This window comes from Mixta theicola (assembly GCF_002895925.1).
Classification (GTDB): Bacteria; Pseudomonadota; Gammaproteobacteria; order Enterobacterales; family Enterobacteriaceae; genus Mixta; species Mixta theicola.
The window spans coordinates 26,088-51,445 of the sequence record NZ_NWUO01000020.1; the positions used below are offsets into that span (position 1 = coordinate 26,088).

The 25,358-nt window shown below is 57.1% G+C and carries 23 protein-coding genes, 2 tRNA genes and 2 pseudogenes; 9 read left to right on the forward strand and 18 right to left on the reverse strand.

What is annotated here, in order from left to right; genetic code table 11:
• The first annotated feature begins 49 nt into the window (after positions 1-49).
• From COO59_RS18775 to COO59_RS18790, 4 genes and pseudogenes are all read left to right on the forward strand, one after another.
• Positions 50-817 carry a class I SAM-dependent methyltransferase gene (locus COO59_RS18775; protein WP_103061242.1) on the forward strand — a complete coding sequence of 256 codons (768 nt, stop codon included), beginning with the start codon at positions 50-52 and terminating at the stop codon, positions 815-817.
• A gap of 178 nt (positions 818-995) precedes the next feature.
• Positions 996-1,238 (forward strand): annotated as a pseudogene (locus tag COO59_RS21700) (STM2901 family protein); the annotation flags it as partial.
• A complete protein-coding gene (locus COO59_RS18785) occupies positions 1,232-1,552 on the forward strand; it encodes a DUF1493 family protein (RefSeq protein ID WP_103061243.1) in 321 nt (106 codons plus the stop codon). The pseudogene COO59_RS21700 and the gene COO59_RS18785, both read left to right, overlap by 7 nt.
• Before the next feature lie 281 nt (positions 1,553-1,833).
• On the forward strand, positions 1,834-2,205 hold the full coding sequence (locus tag COO59_RS18790) for an RcnB family protein (protein ID WP_103061244.1): 372 nt from the start codon (positions 1,834-1,836) through the stop codon (positions 2,203-2,205).
• A 177-nt stretch (positions 2,206-2,382) separates the two neighbouring features.
• Here COO59_RS18790 and COO59_RS18795 read toward each other — a convergent pair whose 3' ends face one another.
• From COO59_RS18795 to COO59_RS18815, 5 genes are all read right to left on the reverse strand, one after another.
• Positions 2,383-3,510: an NAD(P)/FAD-dependent oxidoreductase gene (locus COO59_RS18795; protein ID WP_103061245.1), complete on the reverse strand. Its 1,128-nt coding sequence runs from the start codon at positions 3,508-3,510 to the stop codon at positions 2,383-2,385.
• A 41-nt stretch (positions 3,511-3,551) separates the two neighbouring features.
• The gene (locus COO59_RS18800) at positions 3,552-4,622 is read right to left on the reverse strand and encodes a Gfo/Idh/MocA family protein (RefSeq protein WP_103061246.1); all 1,071 of its coding nucleotides are present in this window, start codon (positions 4,620-4,622) and stop codon (positions 3,552-3,554) included.
• Positions 4,622-5,395, reverse strand: a complete 774-nt coding sequence (locus tag COO59_RS18805; RefSeq protein ID WP_103061247.1) for an amino acid ABC transporter ATP-binding protein — start codon at positions 5,393-5,395, stop codon at positions 4,622-4,624. Before COO59_RS18805 ends, COO59_RS18800 begins: the two co-directional genes overlap by 1 nt.
• Complete coding sequence (locus COO59_RS18810) at positions 5,385-6,215, reverse strand: amino acid ABC transporter permease (RefSeq protein WP_103061248.1); 831 nt, start codon at positions 6,213-6,215, stop codon at positions 5,385-5,387. The genes COO59_RS18805 and COO59_RS18810 overlap by 11 nt, the downstream gene beginning before the upstream one ends.
• A 79-nt stretch (positions 6,216-6,294) precedes the next feature.
• Positions 6,295-7,113 (reverse strand): ABC transporter substrate-binding protein, encoded by an 819-nt coding sequence (locus COO59_RS18815; RefSeq protein WP_103061249.1) that lies wholly within the window; start codon positions 7,111-7,113, stop codon positions 6,295-6,297.
• Positions 7,114-7,315: 202 nt separating this feature from the next.
• Between COO59_RS18815 and COO59_RS18820 the strand changes: the two genes are divergently transcribed.
• Positions 7,316-8,398: a LacI family DNA-binding transcriptional regulator gene (locus COO59_RS18820; RefSeq protein ID WP_103061250.1), complete on the forward strand. Its 1,083-nt coding sequence runs from the start codon at positions 7,316-7,318 to the stop codon at positions 8,396-8,398.
• On the opposite strand, the gene COO59_RS21525 is transcribed toward COO59_RS18820, so the two are convergent.
• Positions 8,395-8,517 (reverse strand): hypothetical protein, encoded by a 123-nt coding sequence (locus tag COO59_RS21525; RefSeq protein WP_276308281.1) that lies wholly within the window; start codon positions 8,515-8,517, stop codon positions 8,395-8,397. The two genes, COO59_RS18820 and COO59_RS21525, sit on opposite strands and share 4 nt — an antisense overlap.
• A 15-nt stretch (positions 8,518-8,532) precedes the next feature.
• Here COO59_RS21525 and COO59_RS18825 point away from each other — a divergent pair, with 15 nt between their 5' ends.
• On the forward strand, positions 8,533-9,273 hold the full coding sequence (locus COO59_RS18825) for a GNAT family N-acetyltransferase (protein WP_103061251.1): 741 nt from the start codon (positions 8,533-8,535) through the stop codon (positions 9,271-9,273).
• Between the two features lie 185 nt (positions 9,274-9,458).
• On the forward strand, positions 9,459-9,917 hold the full coding sequence (locus tag COO59_RS18830; protein WP_133158623.1) for a hypothetical protein: 459 nt from the start codon (positions 9,459-9,461) through the stop codon (positions 9,915-9,917).
• Here the strand turns inward: COO59_RS18830 and opgB are convergent.
• The 5 genes from opgB to COO59_RS18855 form a co-directional block, all read right to left on the reverse strand.
• Positions 9,882-12,173 carry a phosphatidylglycerol--membrane-oligosaccharide glycerophosphotransferase gene (gene opgB, locus COO59_RS18835; RefSeq protein ID WP_103061253.1) on the reverse strand — a complete coding sequence of 764 codons (2,292 nt, stop codon included), beginning with the start codon at positions 12,171-12,173 and terminating at the stop codon, positions 9,882-9,884. The genes COO59_RS18830 and opgB overlap by 36 nt on opposite strands.
• Positions 12,174-12,321: 148 nt before the next feature.
• Positions 12,322-13,821 (reverse strand): FGGY-family carbohydrate kinase, encoded by a 1,500-nt coding sequence (locus COO59_RS18840; protein WP_103061254.1) that lies wholly within the window; start codon positions 13,819-13,821, stop codon positions 12,322-12,324.
• A gap of 89 nt (positions 13,822-13,910) precedes the next feature.
• Positions 13,911-14,750 (reverse strand): class I fructose-bisphosphate aldolase, encoded by an 840-nt coding sequence (locus COO59_RS18845; protein WP_103061255.1) that lies wholly within the window; start codon positions 14,748-14,750, stop codon positions 13,911-13,913.
• Complete coding sequence (locus tag COO59_RS18850; protein ID WP_103061256.1) at positions 14,734-16,506, reverse strand: glycerol-3-phosphate dehydrogenase/oxidase; 1,773 nt, start codon at positions 16,504-16,506, stop codon at positions 14,734-14,736. Before COO59_RS18850 ends, COO59_RS18845 begins: the two co-directional genes overlap by 17 nt.
• Positions 16,507-16,662: 156 nt before the next feature.
• A complete protein-coding gene (locus tag COO59_RS18855) occupies positions 16,663-17,052 on the reverse strand; it encodes a tautomerase family protein (RefSeq protein ID WP_103061257.1) in 390 nt (129 codons plus the stop codon).
• A 101-nt stretch (positions 17,053-17,153) separates the two neighbouring features.
• On the opposite strand from COO59_RS18855, the gene COO59_RS18860 reads away from it, so the two are divergent.
• Entirely contained in the window at positions 17,154-18,086 is a 933-nt protein-coding gene (locus tag COO59_RS18860; RefSeq protein WP_103061258.1) for a LysR family transcriptional regulator, read from the forward strand.
• A gap of 126 nt (positions 18,087-18,212) precedes the next feature.
• Positions 18,213-19,757, forward strand: a complete 1,545-nt coding sequence (locus COO59_RS18865; protein ID WP_103061259.1) for a methyl-accepting chemotaxis protein — start codon at positions 18,213-18,215, stop codon at positions 19,755-19,757.
• Between the two features lie 154 nt (positions 19,758-19,911).
• On the opposite strand, the pseudogene COO59_RS18870 reads toward COO59_RS18865, so the two are convergent.
• From COO59_RS18870 to COO59_RS18900, 7 genes and pseudogenes are all read right to left on the reverse strand, one after another.
• Positions 19,912-21,317 (reverse strand): annotated as a pseudogene (locus COO59_RS18870) (PepSY-associated TM helix domain-containing protein).
• 44 nt (positions 21,318-21,361) lie between these two features.
• On the reverse strand, positions 21,362-21,766 hold the full coding sequence (locus tag COO59_RS18875; protein ID WP_240614165.1) for a DUF2946 domain-containing protein: 405 nt from the start codon (positions 21,764-21,766) through the stop codon (positions 21,362-21,364).
• 62 nt (positions 21,767-21,828) lie between these two features.
• The gene (locus COO59_RS18880) at positions 21,829-22,305 is read right to left on the reverse strand and encodes a YbaK/EbsC family protein (RefSeq protein WP_103061261.1); all 477 of its coding nucleotides are present in this window, start codon (positions 22,303-22,305) and stop codon (positions 21,829-21,831) included.
• 130 nt (positions 22,306-22,435) lie between these two features.
• Entirely contained in the window at positions 22,436-23,230 is a 795-nt protein-coding gene (fhuF, locus tag COO59_RS18885) for a siderophore-iron reductase FhuF (protein ID WP_103061262.1), read from the reverse strand.
• Positions 23,231-23,601: 371 nt separating this feature from the next.
• Entirely contained in the window at positions 23,602-24,702 is a 1,101-nt protein-coding gene (locus tag COO59_RS18890) for a diguanylate cyclase (RefSeq protein WP_103061263.1), read from the reverse strand.
• A 389-nt stretch (positions 24,703-25,091) separates the two neighbouring features.
• Positions 25,092-25,178 (reverse strand) — tRNA-Leu (locus tag COO59_RS18895).
• A 27-nt stretch (positions 25,179-25,205) separates the two neighbouring features.
• A tRNA-Leu gene (locus tag COO59_RS18900) sits at positions 25,206-25,292 on the reverse strand.
• Positions 25,293-25,358 lie beyond the last annotated feature (66 nt).

Here is a 25,358-nt window from a genome sequence, read left to right on the forward strand (position 1 = left end):
CGCTAAAAGATGCATAATATATGCATCTTTTTTATGGGCGGGGGTTACCATGTCTGACAGTAATAAAGCAGGGCATACTTTTCTGGCCAGCCTGGGGAAAACCCGGCTGCGTCCCGGCGGCGCTGAGGCTACCGAATGGCTGCTCGCCCAGGCCGGGCTGAATACACAGAGCCGGGTACTGGAAATCGCCTGCAATATGGGCACCACGGCTATCGAACTGGTCTCCCGCTTCGGCTGCCATGTTCACGCCGTTGATATGGATAAGCAGGCGCTGCGCAAGGCTGGTGAAAACGTCGCTGCCGCCGGGCTTGGCGATCGTATCCAGCTTAGCGAAGCCAATGCGCACCATCTTCCTTTCCCCGATAACAGCTTTGACGTGGTAATTAATGAAGCCATGCTCACCATGTATGCTGACAAGGCGAAACAGCGTCTGGTGCAGGAATATTATCGCGTATTAAAGCCCGGCGGCTGTTTGTTAACGCACGATATTATGTTAACCCGTGGTCAGCTGCCGGCCAGCGCGGATTCCCGACTACAGCAGGTAGTAAAGTCCAACGTTAGTCCAATGAGCAAAGAGAACTGGCAGCAGATGTTCTACCAGAGCGGTTTTAGCCAGGTACAAACCCATAACGGTAAAATGTCGTTGATGTCGCCACGCGGCATGATTAAAGATGAAGGCCTGCTAAGAACCGGGAAGATTATTTTTAACGGGCTGAAAACCCCTGAAAACCGCCAGCGCTTTCTCAGCATGTTCCGCTATTTCCATGCCCGGCGGCACGATATGAATTATATCGTCTGCTGTTCACGCAAGGCCTGAAACGCGGCGGGCGATGCGCTCGCCCGCGCCGCTGCCAGCATTCCATGCTTAAATTGTGATTATTGCGAACAGCCAGCAAAATTAATCACGGGACGAACAGAGAAATAGATACGACAGAAGAACTCAACGGAATGTACTTTTACAATGAATTGCCGAACCTGACTATCTCAGAATCACCTCATTATTCTTTCGCAAACATCTAAATTATAAATTCAAAAAGAATGTTTTGCCGTCTTTAACAAAGAAATCATTTACTATGCAAGGTTTAAAAATTAAATGGACCAATAATCTGGGCGCATTTGTTGGACGTTCTGTTCCTGTACTTGGTTGGGTAATTTTAGTCACTGATATTATAATGATCGCTCACAACACCATTCATCGTTACAGCCTGTTAGTAAGGCCAGAGGATAAAGTATGGTGAGCAGCGTTTTAGAAAATGACGTTCGACAATTTATTGAAAAAGAGCTGCCGGTGGTAACGACGTTCTTTTTGAAAAAGGTTGTAATTGGTGAGGATGAACCATTGCAGGAGCTGCATGAATGGGACGATGTTGGGGATATGGCAGAAGCTTATTTTCAATATTTTAATGTGAATGCTGATAAATTTTCACTGCGAAACTATTATCCCTGGGAAACCTCGTTTTTTAAGCGCGAAAATCAAAATCTGGGTAAATCAGTTCTCACTATACGTATGTTCATTGAATCAGCCAAAGCGGGCCGCTGGTTGTATGATTAGCGCCGTGCCAAAGCGCAGCCTGTGCATCACGCCTTTTTGATCTGATGCCCCGCTATAGCCTGCCCGTTCCAGTAGCTGAGCAAACAGCCGTTCAGAACCGGCGATATTCTCTGCCTGAAAATTCTGCTCCAGAAGTCGCTACGCAGCCCGCAGCCGGACCGCGGTCGCCCTTTGACAACAAAGTTCACAATAAAAGTTGTGCCTGCTGGCGTAACCAGGGTTAATTTGTTGTCACTAAAATAAGTGCCCGCAACAGCAGGGCAGGGTAATCAGGAGAAACTATGCGTAACACTACTAAAATTTTATTTTCGGGCGCATTGATCGGCGCGCTGGCATTCACTTCTGTTGCCCAGGCGGAAGGGGAGCAGCAGGCCGCTCCGGCTGAAACCGTGCCGCAACCGTCAGCTCAGCAGCCGAAAGAGCCGTACGAAGTTACCGAATTCTTTAGCGATGCGCAGCGTTATACTATTGGGTCTGCGGTGCCGGAAAAGTATCGGACAAAGACCTATGAAATTACCGAATGGCAAAAACGTCACCTGCCCGCGCCGGATGCCGACAGCCACTGGACCTATATGGGCGGCAACTATGTGTTGATTTCCAATGTGGACGGCAAAATTATTAAAGCCAAATCGGGCGATATTTTCTTCCATTAATTTATTGACGGCCAGCAACGTTGCGGGCCGTAGCCTGGCCCGGATTAAGGCTGAGCCGTTTTTTCCGCGCGTGAAGGGTCAACATACAGAAACAGCAGGGGCAAACGGCGCATAAGCGGTTTGCCCCTGTTATTACGTTAAGCGCTTCCCGGACGGGTAACCTCAGCCGTCGAACATTTACGCCTGGCTGAAGCGTTCGGCACGGAAAGTCGCGAACATCGGGTGCGGCTCGCCGCTAACGATCTCTTCCGCCAGCAGCTCACCGGCAATTAGCGCCAGCGTCGCGCCGGAATGGGTAAAGGCGACAAAGCAGCCCGGCACCTTTTGCAGCTCGCCAAAAACCGGGTTGCCATCGCCAGGGATCGGCTTCAGACCTATTTTCCAGCCGCTGGCCCGTAGCGCAGGCTGTCCGGCGATCAGTTTGCTGGCCTCATTCAGCAATTCCTGCACGACCGGCTCCGGGATACGGTACTCGCCGTCGCCAACGCTGGTAATATGCTCTTCATACCAGTCGTGATCGACCGCCAGCGTGTTGCCTGGGTTGGGGCGCACGGCGGCGCGCGGCGTGTTCATCACCACCTCAATCGGCGTATCAACAGGATCGGTGGTCACCAGCATTGAGACCGGCGAACCGTTAGGGATCGTGACGCCAAGCGGCGCAACCAGCTCCGGCGTTTGCGGCCCGCAGGCGACCAGCACCGTATCCGCCGCCAGCTCGCCAGCGCGCGCGGTGGTAACGCCGCAGGCGCGTCCGCTGGCATCGGTTTTCACCGTGGCTTTACCGGCATGCTCAATCAGTTGGCCGCCCAGCTGATGAAATTCCTCCATCAGCCAGCCGATCAGATGCGGCAGGCTAACCCAGCCTTCACCGGCGTTGTAAATCGCGCTGTTGGCCATCGCCTGCGGCGCAATGTTCTGGGTAAACGCCGCAATATTTTCCGGGCTGACCAGCGCAGAATCGTAGCCGTGCGCTTTTTCATAAGCGTGACGCGCCTGCGTGCCGCGATCGTCATCCGCCGCCCAGTAAAGGCCGCCGTCAAAGCGCAGCCAGGTCAGGTCGGGATGGCGGGCAAACAGCGTACGGTAGCGATCGATGCCCGTCATACGCAGCGCATGATATTCGCGTGCGCGTTCACCGGCGGAATTGAGCCAGGAAAGCGAGCGTCCCGATGCGCCAGACCCCAGCGCCGCTTCGGTAACCAGCGCCACCTGCGCGCCCTGACGCAGCAGATGCACCGCGCTGGAGACACCAATCGCACCGCCGCCGATCACCACAACACTTTTCTGGTTATTTTCCAGTGACATAGCTTTATTCCTTGTTCAGATAAGAAAACAGGCTGTCCGTCTCAGGCGCTGCGGACGGCGTAACGGGTATGTAAATCTTCAATCAGGCGCAGCGTCGCCAGCGAGTCGGCGGCCTCGACCGGCAGCGGAGTGCCTTCCAGCAACGCGTTCGCCAGCAGACGGTAGAAGGCGGGATAGTCGCCGCGCTCGGTCTCGATAATTTGGTCCTGGTTATTGCGGGTCAGCGTGCCCCAGCGGCTGGCCTCTTCTGCTCCCCAGCCCGCGTCAAGCGGCGTCATGCCAGCGGCCAGCGCCGGTTCCTGATTATCCAGCCCCCATTTGCTAAAGCCCGCCTGGCTGCCCAGCAGATGAAAACGCGGTCCCTGACGCGCCGCGAGTCCGTTCATCCACAGACGAGTGCGCACGCCGCTAACGTGCAGCAGCGAAACAAAACTGTCTTCGTCGGCATCGGAAAGCGCGGGCTGCGTATGGCGCGTCAGCTCGGCGTAGCCGTCGGCGACCGGGCCAAAAAGCTGCAGCGCCTGATCGATCAGATGGCTGCCCAGATCGAGCAGCAGGCCGCCGCCTTCAGCGATAGCCGCGCGGTCGCGCCAGTTGCCGAAGCCCTGCGGCCGCCACCATTCAAAACGCGATTCAAAGCTGCGAATATCGCCCAGCGCGTTCTGGCTCAGCAGTTTTTTAACCGTCAGAAAATCGCCGTCCCAGCGGCGGTTCTGAAACACCGTCAGCAGCGTACCGGCTGCCTGGGCGGCGGCGATCAGCGCTTCGCCGTCACGGCTGTGCGGGACAAAAGGCTTATCAATCACCAGATGCAGCCCGCGTGCGATGGCGGCCTCCGCCTGCGCGCGGTGTCCCTGCGGCGGCGTGCCCAGCACCACCAGATCCAGCTCAACGTCGCCAGCATCAATCAGCTGTAACAGCTGTTCCCAGCTCTCCACCAGCCGCGCCTGCGGATAGCGCTGCCGGGCCAGCGTCCGGCGTTCAGCGTCGCCGGTAACGATAACGCTCAGCGCAAAGTGTGCATCGGCGGCGATCAACGGCGCGTGAAAGACCTGGCCGGAAACCCCGAATCCCACCACCGCCGTGCGAATTTTTCCCTGTAGCAGCGTCATTACAATACCTCCGATAAAAAGCGGCGCAGGCGCGCCGACTGTGGATTTTCAAAGATCGCTTCCGGCGTACCGGTTTCCACGATTTCACCTTCATCCATAAACACCACCTGATCGGCGACTTTACGGGCGAAGCCCATTTCATGGGTGACCACGACCATGGTCATGCCGCGCTGGCACAGGTTCGCCATCAGATTGAGGACGCCCTTGACCAGTTCAGGATCGAGCGCCGAGGTCGCCTCGTCGAACAGCATCACTTCCGGGTCCATCGCCAGCGCGCGGGCAATGGCGACGCGCTGCTGCTGGCCGCCTGAAAGATCGCGCGGACGATGATCGGCGCGCTGCGTTAATCCCACCTCATCCAGCCGCAGGCGGGCGATCTCCATCGCCTGCTGTTTCGGCAGCCTTTTGATCTTCCACGGTGCCAGCGCCACGTTTTGCAGCGCGGTGTGATCGGGGAACAGGTTGAAATGCTGGAACACCATGCCGATGCGCAGGCGCAGCGCGTCCGGCTTATCCTTCAGCACCGAGCGGCCGGAGAGCAGCACATCGCCCGCTTTCGGCTCGTGCAGCCGGTTGATGCCGCGCAGCAGCGTTGATTTCCCGGAGCCGGACGGGCCGATAATGCAGGTAGTGGAGCCTGCCGGGATCTGTAGCGAGACGTTACGCAGCACTTCGATGTCGCCATAGGCCAGCGTCAGATCGCGCAGCTCAAGGCTGGCGCCATGAAACGCGGCTTCCTGGTGGAGGTCTGCGGCTAAGGCATTATTCAGCATACTGTTGCTCCCGATGGCTGGTGAGAGGGGCGGCCTGTTCAGTCGCCAGCGGCTTTCCGCTGCGCTGCTGCACTTCGTCAAGTTCCTTCAGGCCGCTTTGCGGGGCGCTGGCGCGGCGGCGGCCGTTGCGATAGCGCTCATCGATCACATTGACCAAATGCGTCATCGGCACGGTGATCACCAGATAGAACATGCCCGCCAGCATCAGCGGCGACAGGTTGCCGGTCAGTACGGCGGCATCCTGACCCACGCGGAACAGCTCGCGCTGGCCAACCATCAGGCCAAGCAGATAGACCAGCGATGAGTCTTTAATGATGGAGATAAACTGGTTCACCACCGCTGGCAGCACGCGGCGAATGCCCTGCGGAATAACGATCAGCGCCATCGCCCGTGCATAGCTCATGCCCAGGGCGCGGCACGCCTCCAGCTGGCCTTTTTCCACGCTCTGAATGCCGGAGCGGAAAATCTCACCCATATAGGCGCTGGCGATCAGGCTGAGGGCGAAAATACCGAGCGGATAAGGCGTCGGGCCAAACAGCTGATAGCTGAAGCGCGCCAGGCCCTGGCCGATCAGCAGAATGGTTAAAATCGACGGCAGACCGCGAAACAGATCGGTATAGATGCGCGACGGCAGGCGCAGCCAGCGCGAAGGAGAAATCGCCATCAGCGCCAGAATCAGACCAAAGGTGGTGCCCAGCACCGTGGCGGCGAGGGAAATAATCAACGTATTGATTAAGCCCGTTCCCAGCAGCTGGGGGAAAACGCTCAGCATCGACGGGAAATCGAAGAAGGTACGCGACAGAATCTCGAACAGGTCCATAGTAAGCACTCGCTTTTTTCAGGGGGCGGGACGCAAAAGTCCCGCCCGGTGGATCGGGCTATTCTCTGAGCAGGCGGTATTACTGCGCGGCAGGCAGGTATTGTTTCGGCATCGGCGAACCTGGGAACCATTTCTCATAGAGGCGTTTCCAGGTGCCGTCCTGCATGGCGTCTTTGATGGCTTTATTCAGCGCGGCTTTTAGCTGCGGTTTCTGTTTAGCAATCGCCACGCCAGCAGGTGCATCGAAGGAGGGAATATCTGCCGCATGAACCAGTTTAAAGCGGTCGGCATAGCTTTTGGCCGCCTCATAATCGAGGAAGACCGCATCCAGCGTGCCGTTATTAAGCGAGGAGATGGCGGCATTGTTATCAGGGAAGCGCACCAGATCGGTCTGCGGGAAATTCTTAACCGCATAGCTTTCCTGCAGCGTGCCCTGGACCACGCCCAACCGCCGTTTTGCCAGCGTATCGACATTTTTTATCCCGGTATCGCTGCGGGTCAGCACCGACAGATAGCCGGCAAGGTAGCCATCGGTGAAATCCACGGTTTTGGCACGTTCCGGGGTAATGCCGATCGCCGCCACGCCCGCGTCATACTGACCGTTAGCCACCGCCGGCAGAATGCCGGAGAAATCCTGACCGATAAAATCGACCTGTTTCACGCCCAGTCGATGGGCGACATTGGTAAAAAACTCAATATCAAAGCCGGTAAAATTGCCTGTGGCGTCGGTAAAGGTATAGGGTTTGGCATCGCCCAGGCTGGCAACGCGCATATGACCCGGTTCGATCAGGCCATACGGATTGTTGTCCGCCGCGCTGGCCGGGATGGAGAGGGTGACGATTGAAGCCGAGGCGATGAGCGCAACGGCCGTTCTGAACAGGATGTTGTGCGATTTCATAAGTAGTCCGTTTTTGTTGTCTAAACATCAACGACTATTGAAACCGGGGACGTTTAATTAGTATGAGTCCGGTCTCAATGCAGGTGCTGATTAGGGATAAGTCACGCTTGTGAGACCGGTCTCAAATCAGTTACAGTGATATTAAGCACAGCATTTCAACGTCGTCAATGATCGAACCTTTAACCTGTGATTCGAATTAATTATGACAAGCACAAATATGCGAATGAAAGCGCCTACCGCTGCTGACGTAGCGCGTGAGGCAAAGGTATCAAAAGCGCAGGCGGCCAGGGCGCTGGGCGGTTACGGCTCCGTCAGCGACGAGGTGATGACGCGGGTGTTGACGGCGGCGGAGCGGCTGGGCTATCGCCCGAATGAGCTGGCGCGCAGCATGAATACCGGGCGTTCTAATACGCTGGGCGTGATCGTGGGCGATATTGAGAACCCGCATTTCGGGCTGGCGCTGCGCGGGATCTCGGATGTAGCGCGTCAGGCGGGCTATCACGTTATTCTCAGCAACAGCGATGAGCAGCTAAGCATTGAGCAGGAGGCGGTGCGCGTGATGCTGGAAAAGCGGGTGGATGGGATTATCGTCGCGCCCAGCAGCTCTGCCGCCAGCAATAACGCGCATTTAACCCAGGTGCTGACGGAAGGGCGGGCGCTCACGCTGTTCGATCGCGCGGTTTATCACCTGGACGTCGAGGTCATCGGCGTCGATTTTACCCGCTCGGCGCAGCAGGCGACGCAGCTGCTGCTGGCGGCCGGGCATCGGCGCATCGCCTACGTAACCAGCATGAATGCCAGCGAACCTTATCGCCGCACGGATGATATGGGCCTGACCCCGGTTGCCCAGCGTATCGCCGGGATGGAACGCGCCTTCAGCGTGGCGGGCGTGCCTTTTGTACCGGCGCTGATTAAGCCCAATGCGCTGGATGATGCGGCGGTAGCGCGTATCGTTGGCGAGCTTTTTGATGACGCTGCGCCGCCGACGGCGGTCATCGCCTCCGATAGCCTGATTGCGCAGGCGCTGCTGCGTGAGTTTCATCTGCGCGGCCTGCACATTCCGCAGGATCTTTCGTTTGTGATGTACGATAACTTCCCGTGGACGGAGATCGTTTCGCCACCGCTGTCGGTGATCGCACAGCCCGTTTATGAGATGGGCTGCGAGGCGGCTCGCCGCATTATCGCCCAGATCCGTGGTGAAGATCCCGGCCCGATGCCGGTGTTTGAAACGCGCTATATTCGTCGGGAATCGACCGGGCCGGCCCCGCTGAAGGTGACAGGTTAACTGACGCCTGCCGAACGGCGCAGGCTAATATCGTGAGCGATAATATTAATTTTCGATACGATGCGGAAGGCAACTGTTGAGCTGAACGGGAACGAGGTAATCTGGTCTTTCGCTACCATATGAGGGAACTCAGCATGTCATCATCTGTTAATCAGTATCAACAGCCGATTGGTTTTCCGCTGCCGGAATGGACGCCGCGATTATATCCTCCCCAACAGCCTCTGGAAGGGCGTACCTGTCGGCTGGAGCCGCTTAGCGCTCAGCAGCACGCTGAAGGTCTATGGGCCGCCTGGTCGCAGGCTGCGGACGAGCGCGACTGGACATGGATGTTTTCCGGCCCGTTTCCCAACTATCCCGCTTTCTGTACCCATATTTCCGCGCAGAGCGCCAGCCAGGATGCGCTGCATTTTGCCGTTATCGATCGTCAAAGCCTACAGCCGGTGGGGACGCTGGCGTTAATGCGTATCGATCCGCAGCACGGATCGATGGAAGTGGGACATGTGGCTTTTTCGCCACGGCTGAAACGGACGACGATGGCGACGGAAGCGCACTTTTTACTGATGGCGCTGGCCTTCGATGAACTGGGCTATCGCCGCTATGAGTGGAAGTGCGACAGCCTGAACGCGGCGTCGCGCCAGGCGGCGCTGCGGCTGGGCTTTCAGTATGAAGGCCTGTTTCGGCAGGCGGCGGTATACAAAGGCCGCAATCGCGATACCGCCTGGTTTTCCATTATCGACGGCGAATGGCCGACGGTCAGCGCCGCGCTGCGTCAGTGGCTGGCCGCAGAAAATTTCGATGTGCAGGGGCAGCAGCGGCGGTCGTTGCAGGCGTTTCGCGCCCAGGCTCTCCACTCCTGCCCGCGCCAGATTTTGTAATGTCTAATGTCAAATTATCGGGAGTCCGTATGAACCTAACCTAAGCTGACATTAGATGAGGTTAAATGCAGTGACTAGTCTTCTTAAGAATTGTCTAACGCTTAGTCTGCGCTATCCTTTGGCCAGCTTAACCAATGGAGCATGAGGTAAGCGGGATTTTTTTATCATTAGCGGATTTACAGAAGTTGTCGGCAGTTGCGCGTAGCGAAGTGCTGAGCCTGATAACAGACGGTTTAGAAGATGATATTTTTGGCGAAAATGGCGAAGGGCCGACCGATCTTTCTTCACTGCAGGCGGAAAAGCTGGTACGTGGCTTAAGCGGAAAATCCCGTTCTGTACTGAAAGCCATTCTTGAAAACAGCGATAGTTCAAACGGCTTCTGGTGTGAAGAGCTAGCCTCTGAACTGGGAATCGAAGTAACCGATCTGACAGGAGTCTGGTCCGGGCTGACCAGGCGTATCCGCACCGTTACCGGTTCCTCTGATGCCTACCTGATTTCCTGGGCCTGGGATGATGAGCGGCAGGATTACTACGGCAGAATGCATCAAACAACCTTTAAAAATTGTAAAAAAGCCCGCTTCGAGCGGGCTTTTCATCATTATCTGCCGTTAATTCTCTACCGGCACTATTTTTATCTCGACTAAACCGATCCCCAGTTTGCGCGGATCCTGGCCGATAATATTCCCTTCGTTGGAGAGCTGCGGCTCCGGCGGCGTAATTACCAGCCGGTGGCTGCCTTCAGGGTTGGTGAAGCGCAGCGTCACCGTGCTGACTTCGTGGCTCAGGGTTAGCATCTGCTGTTGTCCGCCCACGCGTACCGGGATCGGACGTTGAGCATTCGGGCCAAACGCTTTCGCCCGGATAATTAATTCAAAGCGCGGCGGCAGCGGCTGGGCATAATCAATCGTCACTTCCGGCGCGAGATTAGCGTTAGACCAGCGGCCCCATCCTTCAGGACGGGAGATACCGCTAAACTCTTTCACCGCCAGCGGTGCGCCCGGCACGTCAAACTTAAAGCTGTCGGCCCGATAGCGCAGATCATGATCGGCGATTTTCAGCGCGGCGACGTTTTGCTGCCAGCGCTGCTGATCCAGCGGCTGCTGCGGGATCGTGACCGCGATTTCCTGACTCGCCTTATCGATATGCTGAACCTGCGGCTGCGCGCCCAGCTGCCCCTGCGCCACGCAGAGATCGGCAGAGATCGCCAGCGCGGGCTGCCACAGGCGCGCCATCTTAAAGCAGCGATCCACCCAGACAAATTTATCCCCGGCGGCGAAGTCGGCCAGCTGATAGCGCAGCGGCGCGGCATATTCGCCTTCCGGCAGCGGTTCGACTTTATCCTTGCCGATTTTTAGCAGCAGCGGCAGGCTAAAATGCGCGCCGGAAAAGCTGATGCTGTTTTTCTGTTGGTCTACGCTAAAGCGATCGATATGCTTTGGAAAACCCCACAGCTGGATGACGTCCGGCTTCCATTCCAGCACCTTTTTCTTCATCTCGAACTGCTCCGACAGCGAGCGATCCGACAGCGAACTGCGGCCCAGGCCAATGGCTTTATCGCCGCCCAGCAGATCCAGCACCGTTGCGCCGTTATCCAGCGAGCTGCGCTTCATGGTCAGCAGCTGCGGCTGTGCGCGGTCGCCGCGAATAATCATAAACAGATTATCGCGCTGATGAGCGTTAAGATATTCCCATGCGGTGTTGTTCATCGCCAGATGATCGGACGAGACCACAATCAGGGTATTTTTCGCCCAGGGCGAAGCCAGAATGCGTTCAATCAGCCGGGCGACATGCTCCTGACTACAGGCGACGGCGCTAAGCGACTGGTTCGGTTTACCTTCATAGCTGTAGCTTTTATGCTGGCAGCTGCGCGAGATAAAACCGTCAGGATGATGGGTATCCACCGTCAGGGTAAACAGCGCAAACGGCTGCTTCTGCTGCGACAGCTGTTCAAACTTTTGCCATACCTCATCCATCACCGTATCGTCATAAAAGCCCCAGTTATTGCGATAAGAGGGGTCCGCCACCCGATCTTTTAGCTCCTGCAGGCCGTACAGATGATCGATGCCGTGCGATTTCAGGAACGTATCTTTCCCGGCAAAGCGCAGATCCGCGCCCTGCATAAACCAGGTTTGATAGCCGGAATTTTTCAGAATATCGCCGAGACAGACATTCTGCGGAAAAAAGCTGGAAAGCGCGGCCGACGCGTTGCCTTCAAAGGGCGCGAACAGGGGAATGCCGCACTGCGAGGCGACCATGCCGGCAATGGTATATTCGGTGCCGGGCAGCTGCTCGGTTTGCGTAAAATCGAGCGCCTGCTGCCGCTTAAGGCGGCTTAGCTCCGGCGCCAGATGAGGAAACGCCTGCTCGTCAAAATAAGTACGCTCCAGACTTTCGCCGTAGATATAAACCAGGTTAAGCGTGGGTTTGGCGATCCGCTTTTGCGGTTCGTGATACCAGCGCGCAAAGTCGGCGCTGCCGCTGCCCGTCTGGGAGACAATTAAATCAGTAACCTGCTGAAACGCCGGGGTGGTTTTAATCGAGGCGAGCGCCAGCAGCAACGCCAGCAGGCTGTAGCCGAAGTGGTGCGGACGATCGCCGCGCCGCCGCAGTAGCCAGGAGAGCAGGCAGAATACCAGAAACAGCGCCAGCACCAGCCCGATGCCGGGCAGCACATATTTACTGACGCCCGCGCCGGTCAGGCTGTTGGTCAACGTATAGATCACCGCATCGTTAATCCCTTCGCCGGTAAAATAGTTACTGGCGTAAAGCGTCGCGTTGAGGATGATAAACAGACCAAGGATCAGCAGCAGAGAAAGATACCAAAAGGTGTTTCGCCCGGCTTTGTAAGCATAAATGGCAATCGATGCCATAAATAAAATGACTGAAGAGAGTTCAGACAACGGGATTTCCTCATGCGGAAACGGGCGTCATTGATGGCGCCAGACTCACGTTAATTTAACAGGGATGCAGCAGAATTTTTTCAATCTATCCTGACTGTCATATCCCTGCAATACACGAAGTCACAACTGTGGAGCGCAGCGCGCAAATTCAGACATCGGGCGCAACCTCATGCCAGAGATCGTCCATGGCTAACTCCAGCTTTTTAAACATTTGATAGCGCTTTGAGTGGAAGGCGTGACGCGCCTCATCCGGCAGCAGAACGCCGGGATTAAGCTGCACCGCCTGGCTCACGCCTGCGGCCAGGCCTGGCCATAGCCCGACGCCGACGCCCGCGCAAATGGCCGCGCCCAGCGCGCCGGTTTCCATACAGGTCGCTACGCGAATGGGAATGCCCAGCACGTCGGCAAACATCTGCGGCCAGACGGCGCTGCGCGCTGCGCCGCCGGAAAGGGTGGCCTGGCTGAACGGGATACCGGCGGCGTGCAGGCGATCGATATGGGCGCGATGCGCAAAGGTGACGCCTTCAAACAGCGCAAACAGCATATCGGCGCGGGTATGCCAGCCGCCGAGCCCATAAAAGCCCGCTCTGGCCGGGCCCGCTTTGCGGCCGGAATAGAGGTAAGGATGATAAAGCGGCAACTGCATATCCGGCTTCACCTGCGCCACCAGATCGCTGCTGCGCACCGCGCCCTGGCCGCCGCGCCCGTCATCAAACTCGCGTACAAACCAGTCGAGATTGGCGGCGGAGGTGGCGCTGGCTTCAATCGCCATAAAGCGATCGCGCTCAATAATCGAATTCATAAATACCGGGCGCGGATATTCCGGCTTATCGACCACCACCTGATTAATGCTCCAGGTGCCGGCGACAATCGAGGCCTCGCCGCAGCTGACCACGCCTGAACCTACCGCGCTCGCCACCACGTCAAAAATGCCCGCCACCACCGGAATGCCGACCGGCAGCCCGGTTAAGCTGGCGGCCTGCGGCGTCACCCGGCCGGTTACCGCACAGGATTCGTGCAGCGGCGGCAACAGCGGCAGCGCCTCTTCCAGGCCATACAGCGCCATCAGCGACGCGCTGTAGCCGCGCTGCGCGTAGTCGATCAGCCCGGCGCCGGCGGCATCCGAATAGTCGGCGCTAAGCGATCCGCACAGAAAATAATTAATCACATCTTTGGCGCACAGAACGTGGCCGATGCGGGCGTAACGCGCTGCGTCGTGCTGTTTCAGCCAGCGCAGCAGCACCGGCGTGGCCGCAGGCCAGGGCTTTTGCAAGGTGCGCTGCCAGATAAGCGCGGCGTTGCCCTGCTGCTCCAGTTCGCTGACCAGACCCGCGGCGCGCATATCGATCGATTGAATGCCCAGCAGCGGCTGCTGATGTTTATCCAGCGCGTACAGGCCGTTGCCGTGTCCGGCCGCGCCAACGGCAATGACCCGCCGGGCCGCATCGCCCGCCTGCGCCAGGCAATCGCGTACCGCCTGCTGCACGCCGTGCCAGACATCGGTGATCGGACGTTCCGCATAGCCGGGCTGCGGCTGGTGGGTTTCTCCGGCGCAGCCCGCTACCGCCAGCACCTGACCGCTGCTGTCAAACAGCACGGCTTTGATCATGGTATTGCCGGCATCAATGCCGAGTAAGCAATGGCTCATCAAAATACCTCGCGTTTACCGGCGGCAGGCAATCCGTTTCACTGTCGTCTGGCGATGCGATGGCGCACGGCTTAAGCGCCGGAGAAATATCAGGCCTGGCGGTAGATTTCCAGTGCTTCCGCGCCGCTGACGCCCTGATGGATAATTGCCATCAGCGCCTTAACCACGCGCGTCGGGTTATCGTGCTGATAAACGTTGCGGCCATAAACCATGCCGGCGGCACCCTGGGCCATCAGCGCCGCGCTTTTTTCCAGCACTGCGCCCAGCTCGCCTTTGCCGCCGCCGCGTACCAGCGTTGGGCAGCGCGCGGCCTCCACCACGCGGTGAAACTCCTCAACGTTATCGCTGGGATCGGCCTTGATAATATCGGCGCCCAGCTCACGCGCCAGGCGCACCAGCGGTACGATCTGCCGTACGTCGCCCAGCGAGCCGTAGGCGGGCCCCTGGCCCTGCGGTGCCATCACCAGCGGTTCAATCATGAGCGGCATGGCGTATTTATCGCAGGCGTGACGCAGGCGACCGATATTTTCCACGCACTGCCGAAAAATGCCCGGCTCATCCGGGATTTGATACAGGTTAACCACTACCGCCGCCGCATCCATCTGCAGCGCCGCCAGAATCGGCTCTTCCGGATTGTGCAAGACCGCCCACATCTCCCGATGGCGCGCGGCGTTGTAGGCGTTGCCGACGTCGGTACGCAGCACCAGCGCCGGTTTTGGCGCGGCAGCCTGCTGGAGCAGATCGGCCTGGCCGTAGTTAACCTGAATGGCGTCCGGCTGCGCGGCAATGAGGCTGCGCATCACGCCGGAAATATCCTCCAGCCCGACAAGGAAATCGGGCTCGTTGGCGATGCCGTGATCGATAGCGACATCCAGACATTTTCCCTGTTTAAACAGGCGTTTCAGCCGTACTTTATCGCTGACCGACATGCAGTTCTCCTGCGGGTTGGGATTGAGAGGCTAAACGTAGCCCGGAGACGCCGTGCAGGCGCGCCAGACGGGAGAGCGTCAGCTCCAGCTGCTGCTGGCGATGGGCGTCGCTCCACTGCATTTCCTGCGCCATCAGATGGGCGATTTCCGCCATCAGCGGCGGCGTCAGCTGACCGGAAATCCCCAGCGCGGTACGGCGCAGCAGCAGATCTTCCAGCATTACCACCTGTTCTTCAGCGATCAGCCAGCATAGCTCGGTATCGCTGTAGTCGGCATGATGCTGCAACGGCTGTTCGTCCCCGGCGGCAATCAGGCGCAGCAGCAGCTCGGCACGCGTGCCGTAGCGATCCACCAGCTGAGCCACGCGCGCTTCCGCCAGCTGATATTTAGCGCTAAGCTCGCGGATCCAAACCGGAAGGCGCTCGCGGCCGGGGAAATTACGGCCGCCGCCGATCGCCATATCGACGGTGCTGCGTCGGCGCTTTTCGCCCAGCAGCTTCAATACTCTGTCCGCCGCCTGTTCCCCGAAGCGGCGGAAGGTGGTCCATTTGCCGCCGACCAGGTTCAGGACGGAAAAATCACGGCTGGCATCCGGCGGCAAGTAGATCAGCGAGTGGTTGCGGGTTATGCGGCCGTTGACTTCCGTATCGCTGGCGGGCAGCGGGCGCACGCCAGCAAAGGTATACAGCACATCCTCAGCGCACACGTTGATATGCGGAAAAATGAAGTGCAGCGACTCCAGGATATAGCGCTGTTCTTCCGGCGTGCAGGCGATATTCTCCGGATCGTCAACGCGAATATCGGTGGATCCCACCAGCACTTTGCCGTACCAGGGAAACATAATGCAGACGCGCCCGTCCTGATTTTCGTAATAGACCATTTCATCACGCAGCTCGGCCAGCAGCGCCGGACTGTCAACGATCAGGTGCGATCCTTTGGTGCCGCCGATCAGCCTGCGCGGATCGGCAGGCGACAGCTGCTGGTTAAGACGATCGATCCAGGCTCCGCTGGCGTTGACGATGACATGCGGTTCAAGGGTAAAAAGCGTGTTGGTCAGGTTATCGCGCAGCGTTACCCGCTCGCCGTCGCTTGCCACCAGGCTGACATAGTTAAGCGCCAGCGCCTCGGCGTTGCTCTGTTCCGTATCCAATACCAGCTCGACGCCCAGCCGCTCCGGCGCTTTAATCCACGCGTCATAGTAAGTGGCGCTGTATTTAACCCAGACGGCAAAGCCGGGCCAGCGGGCGCGGGTTTCGGCCGTGTTATTCAGGCGATGGCGCGGCATGTCGCCCTGCTGGCGCGTATAGAGATCGTAAAGCGCGAGGCCGGTTTTTATCAGCAGCGCGCCGCGTCGGGTGGGCTTTTCGCCAAGGCGCAGAAAGCGCTTGCTGGCGTTAATCAGGCCGCCGCCCCAGCTATCGATCGGCACCGTAGTGCGCAGCGGGGAGACGTAGTGCGGGGCGTTTTTCAGCAGCCGGTCGCGCTCCTGTACCGACTCTTTCACCAGATCAAATTCGCCGGTTTCCAGATAGCGCAGGCCGCCGTGGATCATGCGTGACAGCGCGCCGCTGGCCGCCTGGCACCAGTCATCTTTTTCAATCAGCACCACCGGAACGCCCTGCAGCGCCAGCTCACGAAAAGTACTGATACCGTTAATGCCGCCGCCGACAATCAGCACCGGCGCGCGATTGCGCTGGCGCAGCGCCGCGAGCTTTTCCTGTCGGTTGCGCTTCGCCACCACTTCCTGTTTCCGCATTCTTTTCTCCTCTGCCCGCCACGATTTGAACAGGCTCAGCGTTAACTGCTTGCTCCTGCAATTATTTTCGCGGCGGAGGAAGAGGGCAAAAAAACGGCGGCTTAAAATGCGTAACTGTGAACCGGATCGAGAATATGCTGTAAAAGCGCGCTGCCGTTACAGTTCGCCGGTCAGATACTGCGCTACGCCGTTAGCAAAGCTCCAGTCGCCTTTGTCATTGGTAATAAAGCTGATCATCAGATCGCTGCCGCGCACGCCGCTGCTGCTCTCCAGCTCGCGCGCCAGCTCGGCCATAAATTCCTGTTTTTGTTCGCTGCTGCGCGGACTGGTATAAACACGCACCATGACCAGATTGTCGCTGCGCGTCAGGCCCAGGCCGGTATCTTCAAACACCATCTGGTATCTTTTGTTTTCGTGAACAATCTGATAGCGGTCGCGCTGCGGTACGCCAAAGGCGGTCAATACCGCCCGATGCGCCGCATCCAGCAACGTTTTCAGTTCACGCTCAGAGCGTCCTTCAATCAGATCGAATTGCAGTAGTGGCATGGTTTGCTCCGTTAAATCGTGGGCTGATCTCTATCCTGCACTCCCTTTCCCTAATGAAAAAGCGCTATAGTTGAACGCATTGTTTACTATTTTGAACAATCCTGATGAATATAAAAACGGATGCGCTCTGGCTACATTTGCACTGGCTGACGGTGCTGGCGGAGCAGGGCAGTTTTACGCGCGCGGCGGAGCGGCTTGAAGTGAGCAAAGCGGCGATGAGTCAGAAAATTAAACAGCTGGAGCTGCTGGCGGGCGTTCCGCTGGTACAGCGCACCACGCGCAGCGTGCGGCTGACCGAGGCTGGCGAAAAGCTGGTGCAGGAGCTGCGTGCGCCCTTTGCTGAAATCGAGCAGAGCTTTTATGCCGTGCGCGACAGCAGCGGGCCGCTGCGCGGGCTGGTGCGGATCACCGCGCCGGTGGCCTTCGCCCGTCAGCAGCTTCAGCCGCCTGTTCGTGATTTCTTGCGCCTGCATCCGCAGCTGCGCATCCAGCTTGAGGTGACCGACCGGCTGGTGTCGCTGGCCAGCGAAGGGTTCGATCTGGCGATCCGCCACAGCAACGCATTGCCGGAAACCCATGTCGCCCAGCTGTTATGTGAAACGCAAACGCTGCTGGTGGCCTCTCCCGCCTGGCTGGCGGCGCACGGCGAGCCGCAGCATCCGCAGGAACTTAGTCGGTACGACTGCCTTTACTATCCGCGCGGTACCGAACTGCCGCGCTGGCGCTTTAGCGATCCGGCGCAGCCGCAGCAGGAAACGGTAGTGAACGTCAGCGGCCCGTTTGCTACTAATAACAGCGAATCGATCCGTGATGCGGCGCTTGATGGCCTGGGAATAGCGATGCTGCCGGACTTCAGCGCGCGTCAGGCGCTGGGGGAAGGTCGCCTGCGTCAGATATTGCCGCAGTGGCGCATCCAGGGCGCGTTTGCCCGCCACGTCTGGATTGTGCGTCCGTGGGCGGCGCGAGTACCGCGGGCGGTCACCGAACTGAGCCAGTGGCTGCGTCAGTATTTTCAAACGGGAACGGCGAGGTAAAACCCGCGCTGACCGGCGCTGAATGTGGATTAATTCTAAAGTTTTTGCCGGGCTTTGCCGATGAAGGCAGGTGATTTCCCTGCGAAAAATTATTAGACCTTCAACATTCAGGTAAAGGCTTGGCATATGACTACCCAACCCCACGTTACGCAACAGGCCTGTCAGCTTGACGACGACACCACGCTGATGACCACCACCGATGCGCAAAGTTATATTACCTATGCTAATCAGGAATTTGTCGACGTCAGCGGCTATGAACGCGATGAAATTCACGGGCAGCCGCATAATCTGGTACGTCATCCCGATATGCCGAAGGCTGCCTTCGCTGATATGTGGGCGACGCTGAAACAGGGGCTGCCCTGGACCGGAATGGTGAAAAACCGCCGTAAAAATGGCGACCATTACTGGGTGCGGGCGAATGTGGTGCCGGTGATCCGTAACGGTAATATTACCGGGCATATGTCAGTCCGTATCAAGCCGAGCGAGCAGGAAGTCGCGGCGGCAGAAAAACTTTATCAGCAGATGCGCGCCGGTAAACTGCGCGGCTGGCGGCTGCGCCAGGGACTGCTGGTGCGTAGCGGAGTATTAAGCCCGCTCTCATGGCTGAAAACGCTGCCGCTGCGCTGGCGTATTCGCAGCGGCGTACTGTTTTGCTGGCTGAGCACGGCGCTTAGCGTGATGGCCGTAGGGCTGCAGGGCGGCGCGCTGGCCGCCTTTGGCGGGCTTTCGCTGCTGATGGCTTTGATCACCTGCGGCTGGCTGGAATGGCAGATCGCAAGGCCGCTGGAGAAAGTATGCCGACAGGCGCTGGACGTGGCGACGGGCGCATCTCAGCAGGTTGATCATCTCGATCGAATTGATGAAGTCGGCATGACGTTGCGGGCGATAGGGCAGCTTGGCCTGATGTTCCGCTGGCTGGTCAAAGATGTGCGCGATCAGGTAATGAGCGTGCATCAGGCCAGCGATGAACTGGCGCAGGGCAATGAAAAAATCGCCAGCCATACCGAACAGACGGCGGCCAGCGTGCAGCAGACTGCCGCTACCATGAATCAGATGGCCACCACGGTTAACAGCAATGCGGAAAGTACCGGCCAGGCGAATAATCATTCGATGACCGCCAGTAAAGCAGCGGTACAGGGCGGAGAAGTGATGAAGCAGGTAGTCGGCACGATGGATGAAATTGCCCAAAGTTCGCAGCAGATCGCCTCTATTACCGGCCTGATTGACAGCATTGCTTTTCAGACCAATATTCTGGCGCTGAACGCGGCGGTTGAGGCGGCGCGTGCCGGGGAGCAGGGCAAAGGCTTTGCGGTGGTGGCCGGAGAAGTGCGCAATCTGGCCAAGCGTAGCGCCAGCGCCGCCAGCGAGATCCGTCATTTAATTGCCGCCAGCGCGCTAAAAGTACAGTCCGGCACCGGTCAGGTACATCAGGCGGGCCAGACCATTGCCGATATTGTGGAAAAGGTGCAGAACGTGACGGAGCTGCTGCAGCAAATTAGCACCGCCACGCGTGAACAGGGCACCGGCCTGAGCGAAGTCGGCAAGGCGGTAGAGGAGCTGGACCGTATTACCCATCATAACGCTTCGCTGGTAGAAGAGGGCGCGCAGGCCTCAGCGCGCATGAAAAATCAGGCGCATCGGCTGGTGGAAGCGGTTGATGTGTTTCGCTAAGCGGCGGCTGGCGCGCTTTTTCGTCAGTCAGCCCTGACGATATAGCTCGCGGACAATCAGCTTATTTATCCCGTGCCCGGCCAGCAGCACGGCGCCCTGTTTGCTCAGGCGTGGCGGGTAAAACAGGCTGGCCGGGCGCCAGCCTGTAACGGCGTTACGCCCGCTGCGCCCGATACCAGCGCCAGGCGTCCAGCAATAAAAACAGCACCAGGCTGATGCCCATCACCGGCAGGCTAAAGGCCAGCGCTATCAGCACCACCGACAGCAAAAAGCGTAGGCTGAGGCTCATGCGCTGCCATGCCTGAATCAGCGTCTCCGCCGGAGAGTGACGCGGCTGAGCGGGACGACGCTGCCACCACAGACGATAGCCCAGCACAATCAGCACGCACAGCGCCAGGCCAAACAGCGCCAGCACCAGCTGATTCGCGACGCCGAACAGAATGCCCATATGCGCATCCACTCCCCAGCGCGTCAGCTTCGCCAGCAGGCCGAAATTAGCGAATTCAACTTTGTCCGTAACGCGCCAGGTATGAGGGTTCACCGCCACGCTATCCACCTGCGTTGGCCAGCGGCGATCGATTTCACCGACGATCCACGCCCTGTTCGCCTGATAAGAGGGACGGATTTCCAGCTTTGCCGCGTCAATACCGCTGGCGCGTGCGGCGGCCAGCACGCCATCAAACTGTGCGGCGCTTAACGGCGTATCCGGCGCGTGACGCATCATATGAGCATGATGCTCAGCGTGTTCATCCAGCATCATCGGCGGCATGCCGTTATCAAGCTGTGTATTCACCGCCGGAGTCAGCCAGCCGTAATGGGCGCGCAGCGCATTGATATTATCGCCAGCCCAGCGCGACCAGGTCAGGCCGGTGGCGGAGAGAAACAGCAGCCCGATCAGCAGCGCAACGCCCAGTAAGCTATGCCAGCTACGCAGCCGCAGTATGCGCTGCGTACGCGAGGCGCTTGCTGCTTTAGCGCGACGCGGCGTACGCTGCACCGCCCACAGCAGCACGCCGCCAAGCGCGGCAACCCACAGCCAGCTGGCGGCCAGCTCGCTGTAGTTACGCCCAATATCGCCCAGCAGCAGGCTGCGGTGGAGATAGTCCAGGGTGGTGCGCAGCGGCAAAATCCCGCTGGTGCCGTAGACGGTCAGATCGCCTCGTACCGCCAGCGTTTTCGGATCGATAAATAGGGCACGCGTTTCCGATGGCGCGCTGTCAGCGAAGCGGAACATCACGCGCGTGGTCTCCGTATCGCCCGGCGCCGGCGCACGGCGGCGATTTTCGCGTTACTGCCCGCGTAGCGCAGCGCCGCCTCGACCTGCTTTGACAGCGGCTGTGCGGGGCCGGGCGCATCGGTAGTCAGCTGTTGCGCATACAGGTAATTTTCAAGCTGCGGCGTTAACACATAGAGCGTGCCGGTGAGCGCAGCGACAAAAATAAACGGGCCGATAAACAGACCGATCGTGAAGTGTAAACGACGCATAAGCTGCAGAAACGCCTGCGCATTTTGCGTTTTTTCAATCTGTGCCGAGGCCGTCGGCACAATTTTTTCCGACATAAGGGTTCCTTTGCCCGTTTGCGGGCGGTAGAGAAAGCGTTGAGTTAAACGAGTGAAAACCCGTTAACCGGCGGCCCGCGCGGTCGGAACCAAATGGGGATCCAGCTGGCGACAAAAGGCTGTAGCTGGAGGGGAACGGCTGGAATGGCCGCCTGTAGCAGCGTCCAGAGTTGCGGAAGGCGAACGGAGTCCAGCGGCAGATGGATTAGCAGTACGCAGTAACCACAGGCGCTGTCATCCATCATCGATACAGGATGATGCCGTTCTGCCTTCGCAGGCTGAGCCATCGTCATCGCTGACATATGTGCCGTCATCAGCGGCGAGGCATGGCCGTGCTGAGCCATCAGCGATTTAGAAATCACCGGGGCAATAAACAGCAGCAGCATAGCCAGCAGCGCCAGCCATGCCGGAAAGCGGCTGCGGGCGATGGCAAAATAGATCAGCGACACAGAAAATCCTGAAAAAAATAACGGCGTAATTGTACGCGAACCGCCAGCGCAGGATGACGATTTTATGTTAAAGCAGGGAGGCTCTGACACACATCGACCCATTCGGCATCGGTAAGCTCCGCCATTCTTTCCGGCGAGATACGCACTGCGCTATGGATCGCCCCTGCCGCCGGCAGCACTTCGGCAAAGCGCCGGAGAGAAATATCACAGTAGACCGGCAGCGGTTGTTCAAGGCCAAAAGGGCAAACGCCGCCGGGCGGATGGCCGGTCCAGGTCAACACCTCATCGGTGGTCAACATGCGCGCTTTGGCGCCCAGGGTTTCTTTTAGCTTCCGGTTATCCAGGCGAAGATCGCCGCCGGTCACGATCAGGATCACCCGATCCTTCACCTTTAACGACAGGGTTTTGGCTATCTGCCCAGGCGCGACGCCGTGCGCTTTAGCTGCGAGAGCCACGGTTGCCGTACTCTGATTTAATTCAATGATGGAGATTTCAGGGGCACGCTCGGCAAAATACTGCCGTACAGACTCCAGGCTCATGTTGCTTTGCTCTTCACAATAAAACGGGGTGATAAAGCTGCCATAACCGAGGGGATCTGTAAACGTTATGCGGCGCTAAAGCGCCGCCGTAAAAGAAAAGAGTCATCCCAGGCGCCGCCTGGAAAGGAGGTCAGACTGATTTCAGCGTACAGTCGCCGCAGCGTTCAACCGCTGGCAGACGGTAGCGTTGACAGCAGCTGCGACGCTGCATCGCGCCGTCACGTGGAATAACGGTGCGGTAAAGCGGATTATCGCTGCCGTCCAGCAAATGACGCGAGAAAAACAGCGCATGTTCCAGCGTCAGCAGCGTGGCTTCATCAACCCAGCTTTTCATCTCGCCTAAAAACCAGTGCATCAGATAGCCGGTATTATTCCAGATAAGCCTGGCGTTAATATCGCCATGCTGTTCAATGCCCTGTACCGCAGGGATTAAATGCGTCTGGATAAGACGATCGATACGCTGATGTGCGTTCAGGTAGCGCGCGTCTTCATCTTCATGTACATCGATCCAGAATTTAGCCGGGCGGCCGCTTTCATGGAACTGCAGATGAAAATGCTGCAGCGAGCAGTCGAGCGCGCGCTCCTCCATCACCAGCGCCAGCATCATCGGCGGCACGATAAGGCCAAAATACCACTGCGCCCACAAAGATTGCAGCGGCTTTGCCTCGCGCGGCATAGCGGTATGCTCGCGATAGATCTCATCGCTATAGCGCGCCAGCAGTCGATTAAAATGCGCGCTCTGTGACCATTCAGGCTGGATAAGCGTGTCATCAGGGGCGGCGTCGCCAAGCGTGATAAATTCAAGAAACCAGGAGCGGTGTTCGCGAAACAGGCTATGCAGCGCAGTGCTAAGCGAACTATCGTTCTGCATAAAGATGACTGGAGACGAACCGTACTCATAAGCCTGACGCGTAACAATAGCCATAGGGCTTCCTGTGTAATCGACGACCGAAATAGAGATAAGAAAACAAATGATAATCGTTCTTGATTGTATCCAGGAAGGAATAAGGTAGCAAGAGGGGGCGAAGAGGTTAGGGTGTGGCGGCACGTAAAAGCAAATAACCAGATAAAGCATCAGGTTTCTGTTAAAGACAGAAAATAATCCTGCCCACCAGGCAACCGGCGAGCAAAAATGCCAACGTTAAAATAAACGTAGCCATTCTCGCCGGTTACTTATTAATTTTTTATTTAAGCCTCTTCAGCAAAAGAGAAAGCAGTTGAATTAATTTAATTTGTATTAAGTTAAACAATTTATCAATACTGCATAATCCGCTTAAATAAATGATGACGCTATCATTAAATTATATCCGTCAGGGCTGAGCGCAGATTTGTTTCGCAAAGCTCTTCCCAGGAAAGAATGGTATTCCTTCCGCGGTTCTTTGCCACATATAAAGCCCGATCGGCATTTGCCATCGCCTGTTCAAAATCTTCTTCAATTATCGGTGCAATACCGGCGCTAATGGTGACATGCGTTGATACACGATGGTTAAAACGATGGGGGATTTCCAGGTCCAGCACATATTGACGAATACGCTCAGCCAGCTTCATGGCAATAGAGGCATTTACGTTCGTCATCAGCACCAGAAACTCTTCGCCGCCGTAGCGGGTCACCACATCCCGTGAGCGCACCGCATCACGAATCGCCGCCGATACGCGCGTCAGCGCCTGATCGCCCATCGCGTGACCGTAGTTATCGTTGTAGGATTTAAAATTATCAATATCGAGCAGCATAACAAAATGGCTGCCGGCATGGTTCTCCAGAAGGTTCTCCAGCCGGTTCTTCAGGCCGCGCCGGTTATAGAGCCCGGTAAGCGGATCAAGCATGCTCAGGTCGCTCCAGGTCTGCTTCTCTTCATATAGCTGAAACAGTAAGCGCCGCGTAAAATGATCGCTGCGGTGCTGCATCAGGCTCTGAAAAGTAAAGCCAAGCAGCGGCAGCGCGATGGTAAACAGCAGCGTCAGCGGATGCTGGCCGCGATCGAGCAACAGGACGGTCAGCGAGGGCGGCGCGATATGCAGGCAAAACGCCAGCAGATGTTCATGCAGGGAGATGGTGCTGATAAAGAAAACCGCCATCAGGCTGATCAACAGGTAACTGCCGTCAAAATAAAAAACCAGCTCGCTTTTATGCACAATCAGCCATGACCACAGAGCACCCATAATAAAAGCTGTAAAAGATAATACCGGCCATTTTGTTTTGGGCTTCAGGATCCAGAAGACTAACTGCAATAAACTTATAATTACGATCAGCGTCGCCGGTAAGGAAAATGTAAGATTTTCACCTTTATTTACCGGTAACATAGAAAAAAGCGATGTTGCCATGTTTAAAAAAAGAAAAAGCATCAACGACAGGCGATATTTGCTGTGTAGCAATTCTTCATAAGTTTGTAATTTCATTTTTATACACTCGGGACGGCCCTGAAATATCAAAGCGCTATTGCCATAGGAAAATGATTTACTATGGAAATGGTGTTGAGCAGTTATTATTGGTTTCTGATATTAGATTAATCCTGGCAATCTAGCACTTTCTAACTGGTCTGTCATCTTCGTGTATAAAGTTTCTACACAGGAAACGTATCAAATGATAAAAATTACCATATGTTACTGAGAATTATTATCATTTCATGGCGGCGGATATGCTGATGGCGATCTGCGGATTATGGAGCGTGAGCTGGATAATGGGGAAACGAACGGCAGGCTTTCAGATGATGAATAGGGAACGCGCCAGACGGCGATGGAATAAAACTTAGGGAAATCAAGAAGATATAACAGAAGAGTGACAATATTGGTGCGAAGAGAGGGACTTGAACCCTCACGTCCGTTAAGACACTAACACCTGAAGCTAGCGCGTCTACCAATTCCGCCACCTTCGCATAACATTGTCTTCATATCACCGCATTTGGTGCGAAGAGAGGGACTTGAACCCTCACGTCCGTTAAGACACTAACACCTGAAGCTAGCGCGTCTACCAATTCCGCCACCTTCGCTCCGTATCACTGACTGCCATAGAAGTTAGCTGGATGATTGCTGACCGAAGGCACGACATGGGGAAC

Bases quoted from the DNA above. Each gene is read 5' to 3' on its own strand.
- COO59_RS18785 (WP_103061243.1), top strand. From the start codon at position 1,232: ATGGTGAGCAGCGTTTTAGAAAATGACGTTCGACAATTTATTGAAAAA.
- COO59_RS18845 (WP_103061255.1), bottom strand. From the start codon at position 14,750: ATGTCGGTCAGCGATAAAGTACGGCTGAAACGCCTGTTTAAACAGGGA.
- fhuF (WP_103061262.1), bottom strand. From the start codon at position 23,230: ATGGCTATTGTTACGCGTCAGGCTTATGAGTACGGTTCGTCTCCAGTC.
- COO59_RS18850 (WP_103061256.1), bottom strand. From the start codon at position 16,506: ATGCGGAAACAGGAAGTGGTGGCGAAGCGCAACCGACAGGAAAAGCTC.
- COO59_RS21525 (WP_276308281.1), bottom strand. From the start codon at position 8,517: ATGGTAGCGAAAGACCAGATTACCTCGTTCCCGTTCAGCTCAACAGTT.
- COO59_RS18880 (WP_103061261.1), bottom strand. From the start codon at position 22,305: ATGAGCCTGGAGTCTGTACGGCAGTATTTTGCCGAGCGTGCCCCTGAA.
- COO59_RS18840 (WP_103061254.1), bottom strand. From the start codon at position 13,821: ATGAGCCATTGCTTACTCGGCATTGATGCCGGCAATACCATGATCAAA.
- COO59_RS18805 (WP_103061247.1), bottom strand. From the start codon at position 5,395: ATGCTGAATAATGCCTTAGCCGCAGACCTCCACCAGGAAGCCGCGTTT.
- COO59_RS18855 (WP_103061257.1), bottom strand. From the start codon at position 17,052: ATGCCACTACTGCAATTCGATCTGATTGAAGGACGCTCTGAGCGTGAA.
- COO59_RS18800 (WP_103061246.1), bottom strand. From the start codon at position 4,622: ATGACGCTGCTACAGGGAAAAATTCGCACGGCGGTGGTGGGATTCGGG.
- COO59_RS18810 (WP_103061248.1), bottom strand. From the start codon at position 6,215: ATGGACCTGTTCGAGATTCTGTCGCGTACCTTCTTCGATTTCCCGTCG.
- COO59_RS18825 (WP_103061251.1), top strand. From the start codon at position 8,533: ATGTCATCATCTGTTAATCAGTATCAACAGCCGATTGGTTTTCCGCTG.
- COO59_RS18790 (WP_103061244.1), top strand. From the start codon at position 1,834: ATGCGTAACACTACTAAAATTTTATTTTCGGGCGCATTGATCGGCGCG.
- COO59_RS18820 (WP_103061250.1), top strand. From the start codon at position 7,316: ATGACAAGCACAAATATGCGAATGAAAGCGCCTACCGCTGCTGACGTA.
- COO59_RS18865 (WP_103061259.1), top strand. From the start codon at position 18,213: ATGACTACCCAACCCCACGTTACGCAACAGGCCTGTCAGCTTGACGAC.
- COO59_RS18775 (WP_103061242.1), top strand. From the start codon at position 50: ATGTCTGACAGTAATAAAGCAGGGCATACTTTTCTGGCCAGCCTGGGG.
- COO59_RS18795 (WP_103061245.1), bottom strand. From the start codon at position 3,510: ATGTCACTGGAAAATAACCAGAAAAGTGTTGTGGTGATCGGCGGCGGT.
- COO59_RS18890 (WP_103061263.1), bottom strand. From the start codon at position 24,702: ATGAAATTACAAACTTATGAAGAATTGCTACACAGCAAATATCGCCTG.
- COO59_RS18815 (WP_103061249.1), bottom strand. From the start codon at position 7,113: ATGAAATCGCACAACATCCTGTTCAGAACGGCCGTTGCGCTCATCGCC.